This is a genomic window from Dactylosporangium sp. CA-233914 (genome assembly GCF_050942935.1).
Classification (GTDB): Bacteria; Actinomycetota; Actinomycetes; order Mycobacteriales; family Micromonosporaceae; genus Dactylosporangium.
Map to the genome: position 1 here is coordinate 11091436 of NZ_CP192030.1, position 16152 is coordinate 11107587.

General features: G+C 70.3%; 13 protein-coding genes. 7 read left to right on the forward strand and 6 right to left on the reverse strand.

What is annotated here, in order from left to right:
* Window positions 1-44: 44 nt before the first annotated feature.
* The 3 genes from lpdA (at window position 45) to ACQPY0_RS49350 (ending at window position 4239) form a co-directional block, all read left to right on the forward strand.
* A complete protein-coding gene (lpdA, locus tag ACQPY0_RS49340) occupies window positions 45-1430 on the forward strand; it encodes a dihydrolipoyl dehydrogenase (RefSeq protein WP_432977594.1) in 1386 nt (461 codons plus the stop codon).
* A gap of 50 nt (window positions 1431-1480) precedes the next feature.
* Window positions 1481-3253 (forward strand): 2-oxoglutarate dehydrogenase, E2 component, dihydrolipoamide succinyltransferase, encoded by a 1773-nt coding sequence (sucB, locus tag ACQPY0_RS49345; RefSeq protein WP_432977597.1) that lies wholly within the window; start codon window positions 1481-1483, stop codon window positions 3251-3253.
* A gap of 92 nt (window positions 3254-3345) precedes the next feature.
* Window positions 3346-4239: a TIGR01777 family oxidoreductase gene (locus ACQPY0_RS49350; protein ID WP_432977600.1), complete on the forward strand. Its 894-nt coding sequence runs from the start codon at window positions 3346-3348 to the stop codon at window positions 4237-4239.
* Here the strand turns inward: ACQPY0_RS49350 and ACQPY0_RS49355 are convergent.
* Window positions 4212-4643 carry a hypothetical protein gene (locus ACQPY0_RS49355; RefSeq protein ID WP_432977603.1) on the reverse strand — a complete coding sequence of 144 codons (432 nt, stop codon included), beginning with the start codon at window positions 4641-4643 and terminating at the stop codon, window positions 4212-4214. The two genes, ACQPY0_RS49350 and ACQPY0_RS49355, sit on opposite strands and share 28 nt — an antisense overlap.
* A gap of 85 nt (window positions 4644-4728) precedes the next feature.
* On the opposite strand from ACQPY0_RS49355, the gene lipB reads away from it, so the two are divergent.
* The 3 genes from lipB to ACQPY0_RS49370 are packed head-to-tail and all read left to right on the forward strand — an operon-like array spanning window position 4729 to window position 7139.
* Entirely contained in the window at window positions 4729-5343 is a 615-nt protein-coding gene (lipB, locus tag ACQPY0_RS49360) for a lipoyl(octanoyl) transferase LipB (RefSeq protein WP_432995724.1), read from the forward strand.
* Between the two features lie 58 nt (window positions 5344-5401).
* A complete protein-coding gene (gene lipA / locus ACQPY0_RS49365; protein ID WP_432977606.1) occupies window positions 5402-6415 on the forward strand; it encodes a lipoyl synthase in 1014 nt (337 codons plus the stop codon).
* Between the two features lie 25 nt (window positions 6416-6440).
* Entirely contained in the window at window positions 6441-7139 is a 699-nt protein-coding gene (locus ACQPY0_RS49370; protein WP_432977609.1) for a DUF4191 domain-containing protein, read from the forward strand.
* Between the two features lie 6 nt (window positions 7140-7145).
* Here the strand turns inward: ACQPY0_RS49370 and ACQPY0_RS49375 are convergent, their stop codons facing one another.
* Window positions 7146-7496, reverse strand: coding sequence for an RDD family protein (locus ACQPY0_RS49375; protein ID WP_432977612.1), 351 nt, complete (start codon window positions 7494-7496; stop codon window positions 7146-7148).
* 179 nt (window positions 7497-7675) lie between these two features.
* On the opposite strand from ACQPY0_RS49375, the gene glnA reads away from it, so the two are divergent.
* Window positions 7676-9100: a type I glutamate--ammonia ligase gene (glnA, locus tag ACQPY0_RS49380; protein WP_432977615.1), complete on the forward strand. Its 1425-nt coding sequence runs from the start codon at window positions 7676-7678 to the stop codon at window positions 9098-9100.
* 187 nt (window positions 9101-9287) lie between these two features.
* Here the strand turns inward: glnA and ACQPY0_RS49385 are convergent, their stop codons facing one another.
* The 4 genes from ACQPY0_RS49385 to ACQPY0_RS49400 form a co-directional block, all read right to left on the reverse strand.
* Window positions 9288-11519 carry an N-6 DNA methylase gene (locus ACQPY0_RS49385; RefSeq protein WP_432977618.1) on the reverse strand — a complete coding sequence of 744 codons (2232 nt, stop codon included), beginning with the start codon at window positions 11517-11519 and terminating at the stop codon, window positions 9288-9290.
* Complete coding sequence (locus ACQPY0_RS49390) at window positions 11516-12145, reverse strand: hypothetical protein (RefSeq protein WP_432977621.1); 630 nt, start codon at window positions 12143-12145, stop codon at window positions 11516-11518. Before ACQPY0_RS49390 ends, ACQPY0_RS49385 begins: the two co-directional genes overlap by 4 nt.
* A gap of 227 nt (window positions 12146-12372) precedes the next feature.
* Window positions 12373-15285 carry a bifunctional [glutamine synthetase] adenylyltransferase/[glutamine synthetase]-adenylyl-L-tyrosine phosphorylase gene (locus ACQPY0_RS49395; RefSeq protein WP_432977624.1) on the reverse strand — a complete coding sequence of 971 codons (2913 nt, stop codon included), beginning with the start codon at window positions 15283-15285 and terminating at the stop codon, window positions 12373-12375.
* On the reverse strand, window positions 15285-16088 hold the full coding sequence (locus tag ACQPY0_RS49400) for a type 1 glutamine amidotransferase (RefSeq protein WP_432977627.1): 804 nt from the start codon (window positions 16086-16088) through the stop codon (window positions 15285-15287). Before ACQPY0_RS49400 ends, ACQPY0_RS49395 begins: the two co-directional genes overlap by 1 nt.
* Window positions 16089-16152 lie beyond the last annotated feature (64 nt).

Genomic DNA, 16152 nt, shown 5'->3' on the forward strand with positions numbered 1-16152 from the left:
CACCGTCATGAGCCGGCAGGCCCGTGCATCACCTGGGAGAATTCGTGAGTGACCCACACGCCAACTCCTTCGACGTCCTGATCCTGGGCGGCGGCAGCGGTGGCTACGCGGCCGCGTTCCGCGCGGCGCAGCTCGGCCTGTCCGTCGCACTGGTCGAGAAGGACAAGCTCGGCGGCACGTGCCTGCACCGCGGCTGCATCCCGACGAAGGCGCTGCTGCACGCCGGCGAGGTCGCCGACGCGGCCCGCGAGGCGGAGCAGTTCGGCATCCAGGCCGTCTTCAACGGCGTCGACATGAAGGCCGTGAACGCCTACAAGGACGGCGTGGTCTCCAAGCTGTACAAGGGCCTGCAGGGTCTGGCCAAGGCGCGCAAGGTGACCCTGATCGAGGGCGAGGGGCGCCTGGTCGCGCCGGACACGATCGCGGTCGCCGGCACCCGATACACGGCCAGGAACATCGTCCTGGCCACCGGCTCCTACTCCAAGACCCTGCCCGGCCTGGTCGTGGACGGCGAGCGGGTCATCACCAGCGAGCACGCGCTCGGCCTGGACCACGTGCCCGCCTCCGCGGTCATCCTCGGCGGCGGCGTGATCGGCTGCGAGTTCGCCAGCGCCTGGAAGTCCTTCGGCGTCGACGTGACCATCGTGGAGGCCCTGCCCCGGCTGATCGCGGTCGAGGACGAGGCGAGCTCGAAGGCGCTGGAGCGGGCGTTTCGCAAGCGGGGCATCAAGTTCAAGGTGGGCAAGCCCTTCGCGGGCGTCGAGCGCACCGGCTCGGGCGTCACGGTGTCGATCCAGGGCGGCGAGACGATCGAGGCCGAGTTGCTGCTGGTGGCGGTCGGGCGCGGCCCGACGACGGCCAACCTCGGCTACGAGGAGCACGGTGTGAAGATGGAGCGCGGGTTCGTCATCACCGACGAGCGGCTGCGGACCTCCGTGCCGGGCATCTACGCGGTCGGCGACATCGTCCCGGGCGTGCAGCTGGCGCACCGCGGGTTCCAGCAGGGCATCTTCGTGGCCGAGGAGATCGCGGGGCAGAGCCCGGCGGTCATCGACGAGTCCGGCATCCCCCGCGTGACGTACTCCGAGCCCGAGGTCGCCTCCGTCGGCCTCAACGAGTCCAAGGCCCGTGAGCTGCACGGGGACGACAAGATCGAGACCGTGCAGTACGACCTGAGCGGCAACGGCAAGAGCCAGATCCTCAAGACCGCGGGCTTCGTGAAGCTGGTCCGGGTCAAGGACGGGCCGGTCGTCGGCGTCCACATGGTGGGCGCCCGGGTGAGCGAGCTCATCGGCGAGGCCCAGCTGATCTACAACTGGGAGGCGTTCCCTGGCGACGTCGCCCCGCTCGTGCACATGCACCCAACGCAGAACGAGGCACTCGGCGAGGCGCACCTGGCGCTGGCCGGTAAGCCGCTGCACGTCCACTGAGTCAACTGGCAACCGACCGCCACCAAGCAAAGTACGAGGAGTCGTTTCACATGCCGGTATCGGTCACCATGCCCCGGCTGGGCGAGAGCGTCACCGAGGGCACCGTCACCCGCTGGTTGAAGCAGGAAGGCGACCACGTCGAGGCCGACGAGCCGCTGCTGGAGGTCTCCACCGACAAGGTCGACACGGAGATCCCGTCGCCGGCGGCCGGCGTGCTGACGCGGATCGTCGTGCAGGAGGACGAGACCGCCGAGGTCGGCGCCGAACTCGCCGTCATCGGCGACGGCTCCGAGGCCGGCGGCGCGCAGCCCGCCGCCGAGGAGCCGGCGGCCGTCGAGACCGCGGCGGAGCCCGCCGCGGAGCAGGAGCCGCCCGCGCCGCAGGAGGAGCCCGCGGCCGAGCCCGCCCCGGCGTCCGCCGGCGGCGAGGGCACGGCGGTGAAGATGCCCGCGCTCGGCGAGAGCGTCACCGAGGGCACCGTCACCCGCTGGCTCAAGCAGGTCGGCGACAGCGTCGAGGCCGACGAGCCGCTGCTGGAGGTCTCCACCGACAAGGTCGACACCGAGATCCCCTCGCCGGTCGCCGGCACGCTGCTGGAGATCAAGGTCGCCGAGGACGAGACCGTCGAGGTCGGCGCGGACCTGGCCGTCATCGGCGCCGCGGGCGCCGCCCCGGCCCCGGCCAAGGCCGAGGCGCCGAAGGCGGAGGCGAAGCCCGAGCCGAAGGCGGAAGCGCCCAAGCCCGAGCCGAAGGCTGAGCCCAAGCCTGTGCCGAAGGCCCCCGAGCCGCAGCCCGCGGCCACCGCGCCGGTCCACGCCGGGCCGGCGACCAACGTCACCGCCGCCGGGGCTGCCCGGGGCGGCAACGGCAAGGTCGAGGGCGACGAGGCGGCCTACGTCACGCCGCTGGTGCGCAAGCTCGCCGCCGAGCACGGCGTGAACCTGTCCCAGCTGGCCGGCACCGGCGTCGGCGGGCGCATCCGCAAGCAGGATGTGCTCGACGCGGCCGCCAAGGCGAAGGAGGCCGCCGCGCGGCCGGCGCCGGCCGCCCCGGCCCCGAGCACCACCACGGCCGCCGCCCCGAAGGCGGCGCCGAGCCCGCTGCGCGGCCAGACGCAGAAGCTGAGCCGGATGCGAGCGCTCATCGCCCGGCGGATGGTCGAGTCGCTGCAGATCTCGGCCCAGCTGACCACGGTCGTCGAGGTCGACGTCACCAAGGTGGCGAAGCTGCGGGACAAGGCCAAGGCGCAGTTCCTCGCCACGCACGGCGTGAAGCTGTCGTTCCTGCCGTTCTTCGCCCTCGCGGCGGTCGAGGCTCTGCGGGTGCACCCCGTGGTCAACTCCTCGATCGACCTGGAGGCGGGCACCGTTACGTATCACGACGCCGAGCACCTCGGCATGGCCGTGGACAGCGAGAAGGGCCTCATCGTCCCGGTCATCCGCAACGCGGGCGACCTCAACCTCGCCGGCCTGGCCAAGCGCATCGCCGACGTGGCCGAGCGGACCCGCAGCAACAAGCTCAGCCCGGACGACATCGCGGGCGGCACGTTCACGCTGACCAACACCGGCAGCCGGGGCGCGCTGTTCGACACGCCGATCATCAACCAGCCGCAGGTGGCGATCCTGGGCACCGGCGCGGTCGTCAAGCGCGCCGTCGTGGTCAGCGACCCGGAGCTCGGCGAGGTCATCGCGCCGCGCTCGATGGTCTACCTGGCCCTGTCCTACGACCACCGCATCGTCGACGGCGCCGACGCCGCGCGCTTCCTCACCACGGTGAAGGAGCGCCTGGAGGGCGGCCAGTTCGAGGCCGACCTGGGCCTCTAGCCCGCCGTTTCGCTCGTGCCGCAGGGGCGCCCCGGATCACCGGGGTGCCCCTGTTGTGTTCCTGGGGTACCTTCTGCGGGCAAAATGACCATATGCAGATCCTGATCGCGGGCGCGTCCGGGTTTCTCGGGCAGCGCCTGGTCCCCCACCTGCGCGAGGCCGGGCACCGGGTGACGCCCCTGGTCCGGCGCCCGCCGCGGCCGGGTGAGGTCCGGTGGGACCCGACCGCCGGAGTGCTCGACGGCAACGTGGTGGCGGCCGCGGACGCGGTCATCAACCTCGCCGGGGCCGGCGTCGGCGACAAGCGGTGGACCACGCAGTACAAGAAGGTGCTCGTCGACAGCCGGGTGGACACCACCCGGACCCTCGCCCGGGCGATCGCCGCGGCGCCGGCGCGGCCCAGGGTGCTGCTCAACTCGTCCGCGGTCGGGTACTACGGCGACACCGGCGACCGCGCCGTCGACGAGACCTCACCCGCGGGTGACGGGTTCCTGGCCGACCTGTGCAAGGTGTGGGAGGCGGCGACCCGGCCGGCCGAGGACGCCGGGACGCGGGTCGCGCTGCTGCGCACCGGGTTCCCGCTGGACCCCGCCGGTGGGCTGCTCAAGCCGCTCTACCTGCAGTTCAAGCTCTTCGCCGGCGGGCGGATGGGCAGCGGGCGGCAATACCTGCCGTGGATCTCGGTGCCCGACTGGCTGGACGCGGTCACGTTCGTGCTCGACCGCGAGCTGTCCGGCCCGGTCAACCTCACCGGGCCCGAGCCGGTCACCAACGCCGAGTTCTCCGCCGCGCTGGCCCGGGTCATGGACCGGCCCAACCTGCTGCCGGTGCCCGGGTTCGCGCTGCGCGCCGCGGTCGGCGAGTTCGGCGGCGAGGCCCTGGCCAGCCAGCGGGTGCTGCCCGCGGTGCTGGTACGCACGGGCTTCTCCTTCGCGCACCGCACCGTCGAGGAGGCGCTTCAGCAGGCGGTGTCGTCGAGCACGTAGGAGTTCGCGCCGGTCTGGCGCAGGCCGTGCGTGGTGAAGCGGTTGTCGAGGCCCATCGCCTGGTTGGAGCCGTTGGCGTAGGTATACCCGCCGGAGTGGTGCGCCGGGCCGCCGGTGGACAGGCCCCAGCTTGTAGTAGGTGGCGGCGGTGCCGCACTGCTCGGTGGCGGTGCCGGGTCGACCGGCGTGGCATGGGTCATGCCCGACACGAGGTACACCTTCACCTTGGCGTTGGCCGGGGCGAGCGTGGTGTCCGCGGTGCCGTGCCAGACAGCGACGGCCGCGGGGGTCTTGTCGACGCCGGGGTTCATGCAGCTGTACGCGGCCGTCGTCGACGTCGCGCAGCGGTACGGCAGCCCGGCCGTATGTGGGGAGCACCACGCCAGGTGTGAGGTTGCACGCACCACTATGTCCGGGTCCCATACTGTTCTACCGCCGAATGTTCCCGTGCGGCCGAAGTACGCTGCAGGGGTGACCAGCGTGGTGGGTATGCGAATCGTCCGGGCCGGGGTTGTGCAGTACGAGGCGGCGCTCGCCGAACAGCGGCGCGTCCACGCCGAGGTGGCCGACGGCACGGCGCCGGACACGGTGCTGCTGCTGGAGCACCCGAGCGTCTACACGGCGGGCAAGCGCACCGAGCCCGACGACCGGCCCTTCGACGGCACGCCGGTGATCGACGTCGACCGCGGCGGGAAGATCACCTGGCACGGGCCGGGGCAGCTGGTGGGCTACCCGATCGTGAAGCTGCCGGACCCGGTCGACGTGGTGGCCTACGTGCGGCGCATGGAGCAGCTGCTCATCGACGTCTGCGCGGAGGTGGGCGTCGCCACGATCCGGGTCGAGGGGCGCAGCGGGGTGTGGGTCGCCGCCGACAAGCGGGGGCCGGCGCGCAAGGTCGCCGCCATCGGCATCCGGGTCGCCCGCGGGGTCACGCTGCACGGGTTCGCGCTGAACGCGAACTGCGACCTCTCGCGGTACGACATCTTCGTGCCCTGCGGCATCCGCGACGCGGGCGTCACGTCGCTGTCGGCGGAGCTCGGCCGGGACGTGACCGTCGAGGAGATCCTGCCGATCGTCGAGCGGCACCTCACGACACTCTGCTGAACGGCCTGCTTCGAGGCGCGGCTCGTTGAGCGCCACGCATGCCTCATTGCCGTACCGGATGATTGGGAAACCTCGGGGAAGTGACGTCAATCGCGTTCCCGGTTTTCGGGCAGTTGCCGGGCGTAGTCTTCGAACCGTGACCGCCGTTGTTCCCGAGGGGCGCCGTCTGCTTCGTATCGAAGCGCGTAACGCGGAGACCCCGATTGAGCGCAAACCGTCGTGGATCAAGGTCTCGGCCAAGATGGGTCCCGAGTACACGCATCTACGGGGCCTCGTGCAGCGCGAGGGCCTCCACACGGTCTGCCAGGAAGCCGGTTGTCCCAACATCTACGAATGCTGGGAGGATCGCGAGGCGACCTTCCTCATCGGCGGCGACCAGTGCACCCGCCGCTGCGACTTCTGCCAGATCGACACCGGCAAGCCGGCCGAGTTCGACGCGGACGAGCCGCGCCGGGTCGCCGAGTCGGTGGCGACGATGGGGCTGAAGTACGCCACCGTGACCGGCGTGGCCCGCGACGACCTGCCCGACGGCGGCGCCTGGCTCTACGCCGAGACCGTGCGGCAGATCCACGCCCTGGTCGACGGGTGCGGCGTCGAGCTGCTCATCCCCGACTTCAACGGCGAGCCGGAGTTGCTCAGGGAGGTCTTCGAGGCCCGGCCCGAGGTGCTCGCGCACAACGTCGAGACCGTGCCGCGGATCTTCAAGCGGATCCGGCCGGCGTTTCGCTACGAGCGCTCGCTGGGCGTGCTGACCCGGGCCCGCGAGGCCGGGCTGGTGACGAAGTCGAACCTGATCCTCGGCATGGGCGAGGAGCGCGCCGAGGTCTCACAGGCGCTCAAGGATCTCCACGAGGCCGGGTGCGAGCTGGTGACGATCACGCAGTATCTCCGCCCGACGCCGCGGCACCACCCGGTGGAGCGCTGGGTCAAGCCGGAGGAGTTCGTCGAGCTGCGCGAGGAGGCCGAGCAGATCGGCTTCGCGGGCGTGCTGAGCGGCCCGCTGGTGCGCTCCTCGTACCGCGCCGGCCGGCTCTACCGCCAGGCGCTGGAGAACCGGGCTCTCAACGCCTGACGGTCTCGCACTAGACTCTTCAGGCATGGCAAAGGCCCAGGAGCCGGAGAAGGTCTCCTTCTTCACTCGGCTCAAGCAGATCGGCATGGTGTTCTCGTTCACCGCGAAACGCGACAAGGCGTTCGTGCCTCTCGTGGTGGCCGTCGTCCTCGTGCCGCTGATCGCGGTCGGCGTCGCCGTCGCGCTGGGCGTGTCCTGGATCTGGTCCCCGCTCGGCGTCCTGCTGGCGCTGCTCGGCACCGTCATCGTGCTCAACCTGCGCTCGCAGAAGGCGATGATGAAGGAGGCCGAAGGGCAGCCCGGGGCCGCCGCCTCGATCATCGAGAACATGCGCGGCGACTGGCGGGTCAGCCCGGCGATCGCCTCCACCACGCAGTTCGACATGGTCCACCTGGTCATCGGCCGCCCCGGCGTGATCCTGCTCGGCGAGGGCAACACCGGCCGGGTCAAGGGCCTCATCGCCCAGGAGCGGCGCCGGCTGGTCAAGGTGATCGGCAACGCCGAGCTGCGTGACTACATCATCGGCAACGACGAGGGCCAGATTCCCCTGGCCAAGCTGCGCAACATGCTGATCCGGCTGCCGCGCACGATCACCGGCAAGGACGTCAACGCGCTCGACAAACGGCTCAAGGCCCTCTCGGCGCGCCCGCAGATGCCCCGGGGCGCCCTGCCCAAGAACATGAAGCCCCCGAAGGGGCAGTTCAAGGCGATGCGCGGGCGCTGACCCGCCCTACGCGGCCTGGACGACGGAGCCGGAGGCCCGGTCGTGCAGGCCGCGCTGGTCTTTGTCCATGATCAGGGCCGTGACGAGCGGCAGCATCACGATCGCGCGCAGCAGCGCCCGCGGGACACCCAGCGGGCTCCCTGTGTTCATGGACACACAGCGGATGCGGAACAGCCGCATGCCCAGCGTCTGGCCGAAGAAGCCGAGAAACAGCCCGTAGACGAGCACGAACAGCCCCGGCGCGAGCCACGGCTCGTCCGTCGGCTTGGCGAACGCACCCGCGATGAGCAGGCAAGATATCCAGTCGATGAGCAGTGCGCCGAAGCGGCGGGCCAGGGTTGCCGGTGCGGGTTCCACGACGGGTCAGACTATCGAACGACGCACCCGAGCTGATCGGCCAGCCAAGGGCCGCGAAACACAGCGGAAACAATCGAGACATCCCGGGGCAATCGCATAGTTCTACGGTCGCGACCAACCAGCCACCTTCACACTGAAGTGATCACCAAGACTGGTCACGCCTGCGACCTGGAGGACGAGTGTTCGCCAATTCTGAAGAGCTGTTGCGATACGTGAAGGATGAGGGCGTCCGCTTCGTCGACGTTCGCTTCTGCGACCTGCCGGGCGTGATGCAGCACTTCAACGTCCCCGTCGAGTCGTTCGACGACAAGGTGTTCAGCGAGGGCCTGGCCTTCGACGGTTCGTCGATCCGTGGGTTCCAGGCGATCCACGAGTCGGACATGCTGCTCCTGCCGGACGCGACCTCGGCGTTCATCGACCCGTTCCGGGTCGAGAAGACCCTCGCGCTCAACTTCTTCATCCACGACCCGTTCACGCGTGAGGCCTACTCGCGTGACCCGCGCAACGTGGCGAAGAAGGCCGAGGCGTACCTCAAGTCGAGCGGGATCGCCGACACGGCGTACTTCGGCCCCGAGGCGGAGTTCTACATCTTCGACTCGATCCGCCACGAGACGTCGGCGAACCAGGCGTACTACTACATCGACTCGATCGAGGGCTGGTGGAACTCCGGCAAGGACGAGCCGGGCGGCAACCGCGGTTACAAGACCGCGTACAAGGGCGGCTACTTCCCCGTCCCGCCGGTCGACCACTACGCCGACCTGCGTGACCAGATCGTGCAGCGGCTGCTGAGCGCCGGCTTCGTCGTCGAGCGCTCGCACCACGAGGTCGGCACCGCCGGCCAGGCCGAGATCAACTACAAGTTCTCGACCCTGCTGCACGCCGGTGACCAGCTGCAGCTGTTCAAGTACATCGTGAAGAACGAGGCATGGGCGGCCGGCAAGACCGCGACGTTCATGCCGAAGCCGCTCTTCGGCGACAACGGCTCGGGCATGCACACGCACCAGTCGCTGTGGCTGGGCGGCGAGCCGCTGTTCTACGACGAGGCCGGCTACGGCGGCCTGTCGGACACGGCCCGCTGGTACATCGGCGGCCTGCTGCACCACGCGCCGTCGCTGCTGGCGTTCACCAACCCGACGGTGAACTCGTACCGCCGCCTGGTCCCGGGCTACGAGGCCCCGGTCAACCTGGTGTACTCGCAGCGCAACCGCTCGGCCTGCACCCGCATCCCGGTGACGGGCACCAACGCGAAGGCCAAGCGCGTCGAGTTCCGCGTACCGGACCCGTCGGCGAACGTGTACCTCGCCTTCTCCGCGATGCTCATGGCCGGCCTGGACGGCATCAAGAACAAGATCGAGCCGCCGGCCCCGATCGACAAGGACCTGTACGACCTGCCGCCGGAGGAGGTCGCGAACGTCAAGCAGGTTCCCGGCTCCCTGCCGGAGGTCCTCGACTCGCTGGAGGCCGACCACGGCTTCCTGCTCGAGGGCGGCGTGTTCACCCAGGACCTGGTGGACACCTGGATCAGCTACAAGCGCGCGAACGAGGTCGACCCGGTCCGCCTGCGCCCGACCCCGCACGAGTTCGCCATGTACTACGACGTGTGACCTGCGCACACAGCGAAAGCGGCCCGCCCCTGTCCTCAGGGGCGGGCCGCTCCGCGTTCGCGCGCCGCGGCTGCCCGGCCCAGCCGCCGGAGTCAGACGCCAGGATGCGGCGGTCCTGTCCATCGTCGACGGAGCGTAGCCAGCTCAGCCCGGACCGTGATGTGACTGCTTTCGCCGCTGGAGGCCTCTACCCGGCTGACGCCGAGGCCAGCTCGACGAACCGTGCCGCCAGCACCCGTTGGAGCTCTTCCGCGTTCCTGCCCAGCCGGTTGAACACCGATGATGCTTCCTGGAAATCATCAAGGATCGCGGCGATCTCGCGTTGCTTCGCCAACGACGGTAGCCATATGGGCATCCTTCGGAGCGACTCCGCGCTGATGTGCTGGATCGCGGAGCCCGTCGTGTGTTCCGCCAGCCATCGCCGCGCCGACGGGGTGCCGAGGTAGTACGTCAGGTAGCCCGGGTCGACCTGGTCGTTCGGCCGGAACCGCAGACAAGCCGGACCAAGGATCCACCCAGCCTGTTCCTGACCAACGAGACCGTAGCGTCCCAGCGTGCCAACTCGCGCCGTAACGACGTCGCCGGCTACCAGCTGGTACTTGGCCAGGCGGTCGGCGGTCTTCGTCGGCACGATGTCGAGATCATCATGCCCGATCCGGTTAGCGTTGACATTGCGTGGCAGCACCAGCGGCGTGCCCGAGGTTGCGGCACCTTGCCTTGGCACCGATCCAGGTCCCGAGAGCACGTCGCACATCGCCCCGAGTGAAGTTGACCGCCCATCGCCGACCGATGGAACAGCATCGACGACAGCGGCGAGCCTGGTGGCCAGCGCATCGTGCGCTGCAGCAGCGCGCAGAGCAAGATCCTCGAATTCATCGCGCAACTGGCCAAGCTCGCCGACACCCGGAGCACGAGCGGCCCGACGCACATAGTGATCAGGCATCAACACATAGTCGTGGCGGCGGATCTCGTCGAGGCTGACTGCGCGCGCGAATCCCTCGGTTTCGTCGAACGTGTAAGCCACATGCCGGGATTCATGCCATTGCCGGTACTCCCCGACGATGCGAGCAATGTCGCGCTCGCTGAGACTCCGTCTCGTCCGGTCGACGACGTCACCCAACTCGCGCCCATCGATGAAGAGCATCTCCCGCGCCGGGAGCTCAGTGGACTGATCAGCCAAGATCCACACCATGGTGGCGATGTTGGTGAACCGGAACAGCCCGGCCGGCAATGCGATGATGCACTCAACCACACCGGCGTCGACCATGTCGCGGCGGATCGCAGACACCCGCGAGCCGGTTGTAAACGCAGCATTCGCGGGCATCAGGACCGCCGCTCGACCCCCGGGCGCCAGCTTGCTCAGCACGTACTGCAACCAGGCGAAGTTTGCGTTGTGATAGGACGGCTCGCCGAACGGCCAGGGCTTGTCCGGTGCCAAGTCGATGCGCAGGTTGAACGGCGGATTCGCAAGAACTACATCGAACTGCAGGCCAGGGAACCGGTCGACCTGCAGCGCGTGACTGCCGAAGTCGAGATCAGCGCTCACCCCGTGCAGGGCGAGGTTCATCACGCTCGTCCGCCACGACCACTCCTGTGCCGTCTGACCCCAGAAGCGCCAGTCATCCAGCGAGCCCTCTTGCCCGCGGACATGCTCCGCCGCCGCGACCAACAGCTCGCCGGATCCGCAGGCCGGATCGAACACACGATGCGAGCGACTGGGGTCGAGCAGTCGCACGAGACAGCGTGCGACGTCGGGCGGCGTGAAATGTCCGCCGCTCTTACCCAGGCGGCGTTCGAGCTGGCCGAAGATGGCCTCACCGATCTCAGCGGCGGTCGAGGGACCGAATTCGGCCCGTTCAACAAGGCGGATCGCTTCCACAACAGCCGGGTCGCCAACGGGATCGACGCGGCTGAAGACAGGGATGGGCGGCACGCCAGGCATCCCGGGCAACGATGCTTCGGAGAGCACCTCGTAGATCCGAGGCCAGGTCCCGGCACCGGTCAGCCGTTGCCAAACGTCGGGCCGGCACGCCTTGAGATACACCATGCCGAGCATGAGCTCAAGGCTCGAGGCGGGATCATGCGAATTGCGCAGCGCATCCATGACGCCCCACACCGACGCTGCCTGCTGTTGCGCTTCCTTAAGCGCAGGTTCCGTGTCCGCAGTGGCGGACTCCCGTTGGAAGCGGTCACCGTAACTGGTGCCGATCGGCTCATCTGGCCGGAGCCTGTGCCGTGGAATCCTGCGCTCTCGCAGCCACGCCGCGACCTGCACGGACTCGAACACTTCCTGACCTGACACCAGATGCGCCTCGGGGAAGTCGGCGTGCCGGGTTCGCCAGTTGCTGACGGCACTCAGTTGCACTTGGGTCCGCCGCGCTATCTCCGCCGACGTCACATAGCCGGTCGGCGCGCTCATGCCGCGGGCCTGCGTCCCAGCACCACAGGAACCTGGTCGAAGGATTTCAGCTGGTGCGCCATATCGGTCGACATGTAGCCGACAACCCGAAGAATCGTCGCATGATCAGCCTCCAGGTGCCGGTGGTGGATCGGCTCGTGATGCATGACCCGGTTCCGGAACAGCAGCATGGTCTGCAGTTCCGAGTGCAGGCGACGACGCGGGCCTCGGTACGAGGGAAATGCGCGGTGCAAGCCGGAAACCCACAGATCTCGGTGATATTTGCTGCTGACCAGTGATACCCAAAACCCGAACGACAGTTCGGCCACCATGTCGTCAGGCATGCTTCCGCGCGACCGACTGGCCAGCTTCCGCAGAGCATCGTCGACGATGCGGCGGCCGGCCTGATCCAGCGGCGCGACCACCCACCAGTCGTCACGCCCGAACTGAGCCGACAACCGCCGGTGGACCGCGTTGCGCAGCGGCACTTCGAGGAAGTGCAGGGATCCGTAGAACGCGGCGGAAATCTCGACGTTCCACTGGTACCACTGGATCGCCTTGACCAGGTCACCGTTGACCTTGGCAAGATACGGACGGAATCGCTGCCACGACAGACCGTCACCGATCCAGCCCGGACCGTCCTGCATGCGGCGCCTCGCTTCCGATCGTGGGGTGCACGATGCTGTGCTAGCCTGGTTCGCGTAAGCCCCGAGTCGCCCCTGCTTCGGCATGCCGCTCGGGGCATTGCTTCGCGCGCGGCAGGCTCCGCGATGCGAGCAGGTATCCCTGCACTCATTCAGACCGTTGGGTTCACAAGTACTGCCAGTACACAGATTTTGTGAACCCCCAGCGGGCATGTCGGGTACACCTCGCATCAGGCGCCGTCGAAGATGCGCTCCACGGCTCCTCGGGCGCGGCGGGCCACGCGCAGGTAGTCGTCCAGGAACTCCTGGGGCTCCACGCCGCCGCCCAGGACCGAGGCGGCCGCGGCCAGGTCGGGGCCCTGGCGCGGGAGCTGGTCCGTGGCGCGGCCGCGGACCAGGGTCAGCAGGTTGCGCACGCGGCTGGCCTGGCGCCAGGCGGCCTCCAGCTCCGCGGCGGCGGCGCGGTCGAGCAGGCCGGACTCCGTGGCCGCGGCCAGGGCCTGCAGGGTGCGCGGGGTGCGCAGGGCGGGGACGGCGTGGCCGTGCTGCAGCTGCAGGAGTTGTACGGTCCACTCGACGTCGGCCAGTCCGCCGCGGCCCAGCTTCGTGTGGGTGGCCGGGTCGGCGCCGCGCGGGAGGCGCTCGCTGTCGACGCGGGCCTTCAGGCGGCGGATCTCGTGGATCTGCTCGCGGGTCAGGCCGCCGTCGGGGTAACGCTTGGTGTCGGCCAGCTCCAGGACGCGCGCGCCCAGGGACTCGGAGCCGGCGACCAGGCGGGCGCGTAGCAGGGCCTGGGCCTCCCAGATCTTCGACCAGCGGGTGTAGTACTGCTGGAAGGCGCCCAGGCTGCGCACCAGCGGGCCCTGGCGGCCCTCGGGGCGCAGGTCCGCGTCCACGCCCAGCGGCGGGTCGTGGGCCGGGCGGGACAGCAGGCTGCGCAGCTCCTCGGCGATGGTGAGCGCGGCCTTCGACGCGGCATCGTCGGCCATGCCGGGCGGGGCCTCGTAGACGAACAGCACGTCGGCGTCCGACGGGTAGCTCGCCTCGGCGCCGCCCAGGCGGCCCATGCCGATGATCGCGAAGTCCAGCGGGGCGGCGAGCGCGGCCGTGACGCCCAGGGTGGCGCGCAGGGTCGCGTCGATCACGGACGACAGCGCGTCGCCGACCGCGGTCACGTCGAGCAGGCCGAGCAGGTCGGCGCAGGCGATGCGGAACAGCTCGCGGCGGCGCAGGGCGCGGACCGCGTTGATGGCGCTCTCCGGGTCGGGGTGGCGGGCGGCCGCGGCGGCGAAGCCCTCGGTGAGGGTCGCGGCACTGCGGGGTACCAATTCCGTGTCGTCCGCCAGGAGCCGGAGCGCCTCCGGGTCATGGATGAGCAGATCGGTGACGTATCGGCTCAGGGCGAGCAGCCGCGCCAGGCGCAGGGCGACCGGGCCCTCGTCGCGCAGCAGGCGCAGGTACCACGGCGTGTTGCCGACCTTCTCCGACACCTGGCGGTAGGCGAGCAGGCCGCGATCGGGCTCCGGGGCGTCGGCGAACTCGCTCAGCAACGCCGGCAGCAGCTGGCGCTGGATCGCCGCGGTGCGTGACAGGCCGCCGGTCAAGGCCTCGATGTGGCGCAGCGCGCCGGCCGGGTCGGCGAAGCCCAGCACGTCGAGGCGGGCCCGGGCGGCGTCCGGGGTGAGCCGCAGCTGCTCGCTCGGGACGCGGGCGACCGCCTCCAGCAGCGGGCGGTAGAACAGCTTTGCGTGCAGGCGCCGCACCTCGCCCGCGTGGCGGACCCACTCGGTGCGGAAGGACTCGACGGCGTCGCGGGCGGCGTTGGGGCGGTGGCCGAGCGCGTGGGCGAGCCAGCGCAGGCCGGCCGGATCGTCGGGGACGGTGTGGGTGCGGCGCAGGCGCTGCAGCTGCAGGCGGTGCTCGACGACGCGCAGGAAGCGGTACGCGCGCAGCAGCGCCTCGCCGTCGGCGAGCCCGACGTAGCCGCCCTCGATGAGGGCCCGCAGAGCCGCGAGGGTGGTCGGCGTCCGCAGCGACTCGTCGGCCCGTCCGTGCACGAGCTGCAGCAGCTGTACCGCGAACTCGATGTCGCGCAGCCCGCCGGGCCCGCGCTTGATCTCGCGGTCGACCTCGGCCCGCGGGATCGCCTCGATGATGCGCCGGCGCATCGCCCGGACCTCGTCGACGGCCTCGGGGCGCTCGGCGGCCGACCAGATCAGCGGCTGCAGCTCGGCGAGCCAGTGCTGCCCGAGCTCCAGGTCTCCGGCGGCCGGGCGGGCCTTGAGCAGGGCCTGGAACTCCCAGGTCTTGGCCCACTTGCGGTAGTACGCCAGGTGGGAGGCGACCGTGCGCACCAGCGCGCCCCGGCTGCCCTCGGGGCGCAGGGCGGCGTCGACGGGCCAGGCGACGAAGCCGCAGATCTCCATCATCCGGGCGGCCAGGGCGCTGCCGGCCCGCATCGCGGTCTCCGTGTCGGTCTCCCCGACCGGCTCGGCGACGAACACGACGTCGACGTCGCTGACGTAGTTGAGCTCGCAGCCGCCGCACTTGCCCATCGCCACGACGGCGAGGCGGACTTCGTCGCTGCCGCGCTCGGCGACGGCGATGGCCAGGGCGGCCTGCAGCGTGGCGTCGGCGAGCTCGGTGAGCCGGCGCATGGTGACCTCGACGTCGGCGGCGGCGGTGAGGTCGGCGGCCACGATCCGCAGCAGCTCTCGGCGGTATCCGCTGCGCAGCAACGGCACCGTGGACACGTCCCGGGTCGAGTAGCCGGCCGCCCGCTTGTTCTGCTCGCCCAGCAGCTCGCGCCAGTCGTCGGGATTCGCCACCAGCAGGTCGCCGAGGGTCGCGGAGACGCCGAGGGTGCCGATCAGGCGCCGCCGCAGCGCCTTGTCCTCGACGACCGCCGCGCGCACCTCCTCCCCCGCGACCTCGACGAGCCGGTGCAGCTGGAAGAGGGCGAGGTCGGGGTCGGCGGCGAAGTACAGCGTGTCGAGCACGGCCGAGGCGTCGTCATCGGCCGGGCGGCGCGCCACCGGGTCCCACAGCCGCAGCCCGTCGGGGCCGGCCATCGCCTCGGTGCGCTCGTTGTCGGTGAATCCGAACCGGGCCAGGTGGGCGGGGGTAACCTTGATCGGGTCCATCAGCGGGGCCCGATCAGTGGCAGGGAACGCAGCCCGCCCTCGCCGGCCCGGGGCGTGCGGCCCAGCGCGACGGCGGCGAATCGCTCGGCGAACGGCTTCCAGACGTCAGCGATGTCGTCCAGGGCGGCCTCGACCCGCTCGAGCATCTCGACGGCGTCGATGCCGAGCTCGCCGAGCGCCTCGACGCCGTCGATCGCCCACTGCGCGAACATCCGCAGGTCACACTCGATGTGGAACTGCAGGCCCCAGGCGGCGCTGCCGATGCGGTACGCCTGCACCGGGTAGTGCGTGGACGCGGCCAGCAGGATCGCGTTCATCGGCAGCTCGACGATCTCGTCGCGATGCCACTGGAGCACGTCCGGGGCGAACGGGACCGCGGCGAAGATCGGATCGTCGTCGGCGACGTCCCTTCTCGCCACCAGCTTGACGCCGATCTCCGGGCCGGCGGCGCTACGCTCGATCGTGCCGCCGTGCGCGTTGGCCAGCAGCTGGGCCCCCAGGCAGATGGCCAGCGTCGGGACCCGGTGCCGCACCGCCTTGCGCAGCAGCCCGTCGAGCTCGTCGAACCAGGGGGCCGCTCGCTCGCCGCTCTCGTCCGCAAACGCGTCCTGCTCACCGCCCAGGATCACCAGCGCCGCGTAGCCGTCCAGATCCTTGGGCAGCTCGTCGCCGGCGTGGGGCCGGCGGATCTCCAGCGTCAGTCCGCCGCCGCGCAGCCAGTCACCGAGGCGCCCGGGGCCGTCGGACGGGTCGTTCTCCACCACGAGTGCCAGGGTTCCCCGCGGGGGGCCTTCGATCGTCACGGCACCGACAATACTGAGCGATCGCCCCCATCCGCCCCGGCGACGCGACCCGAGAACAGCCGGA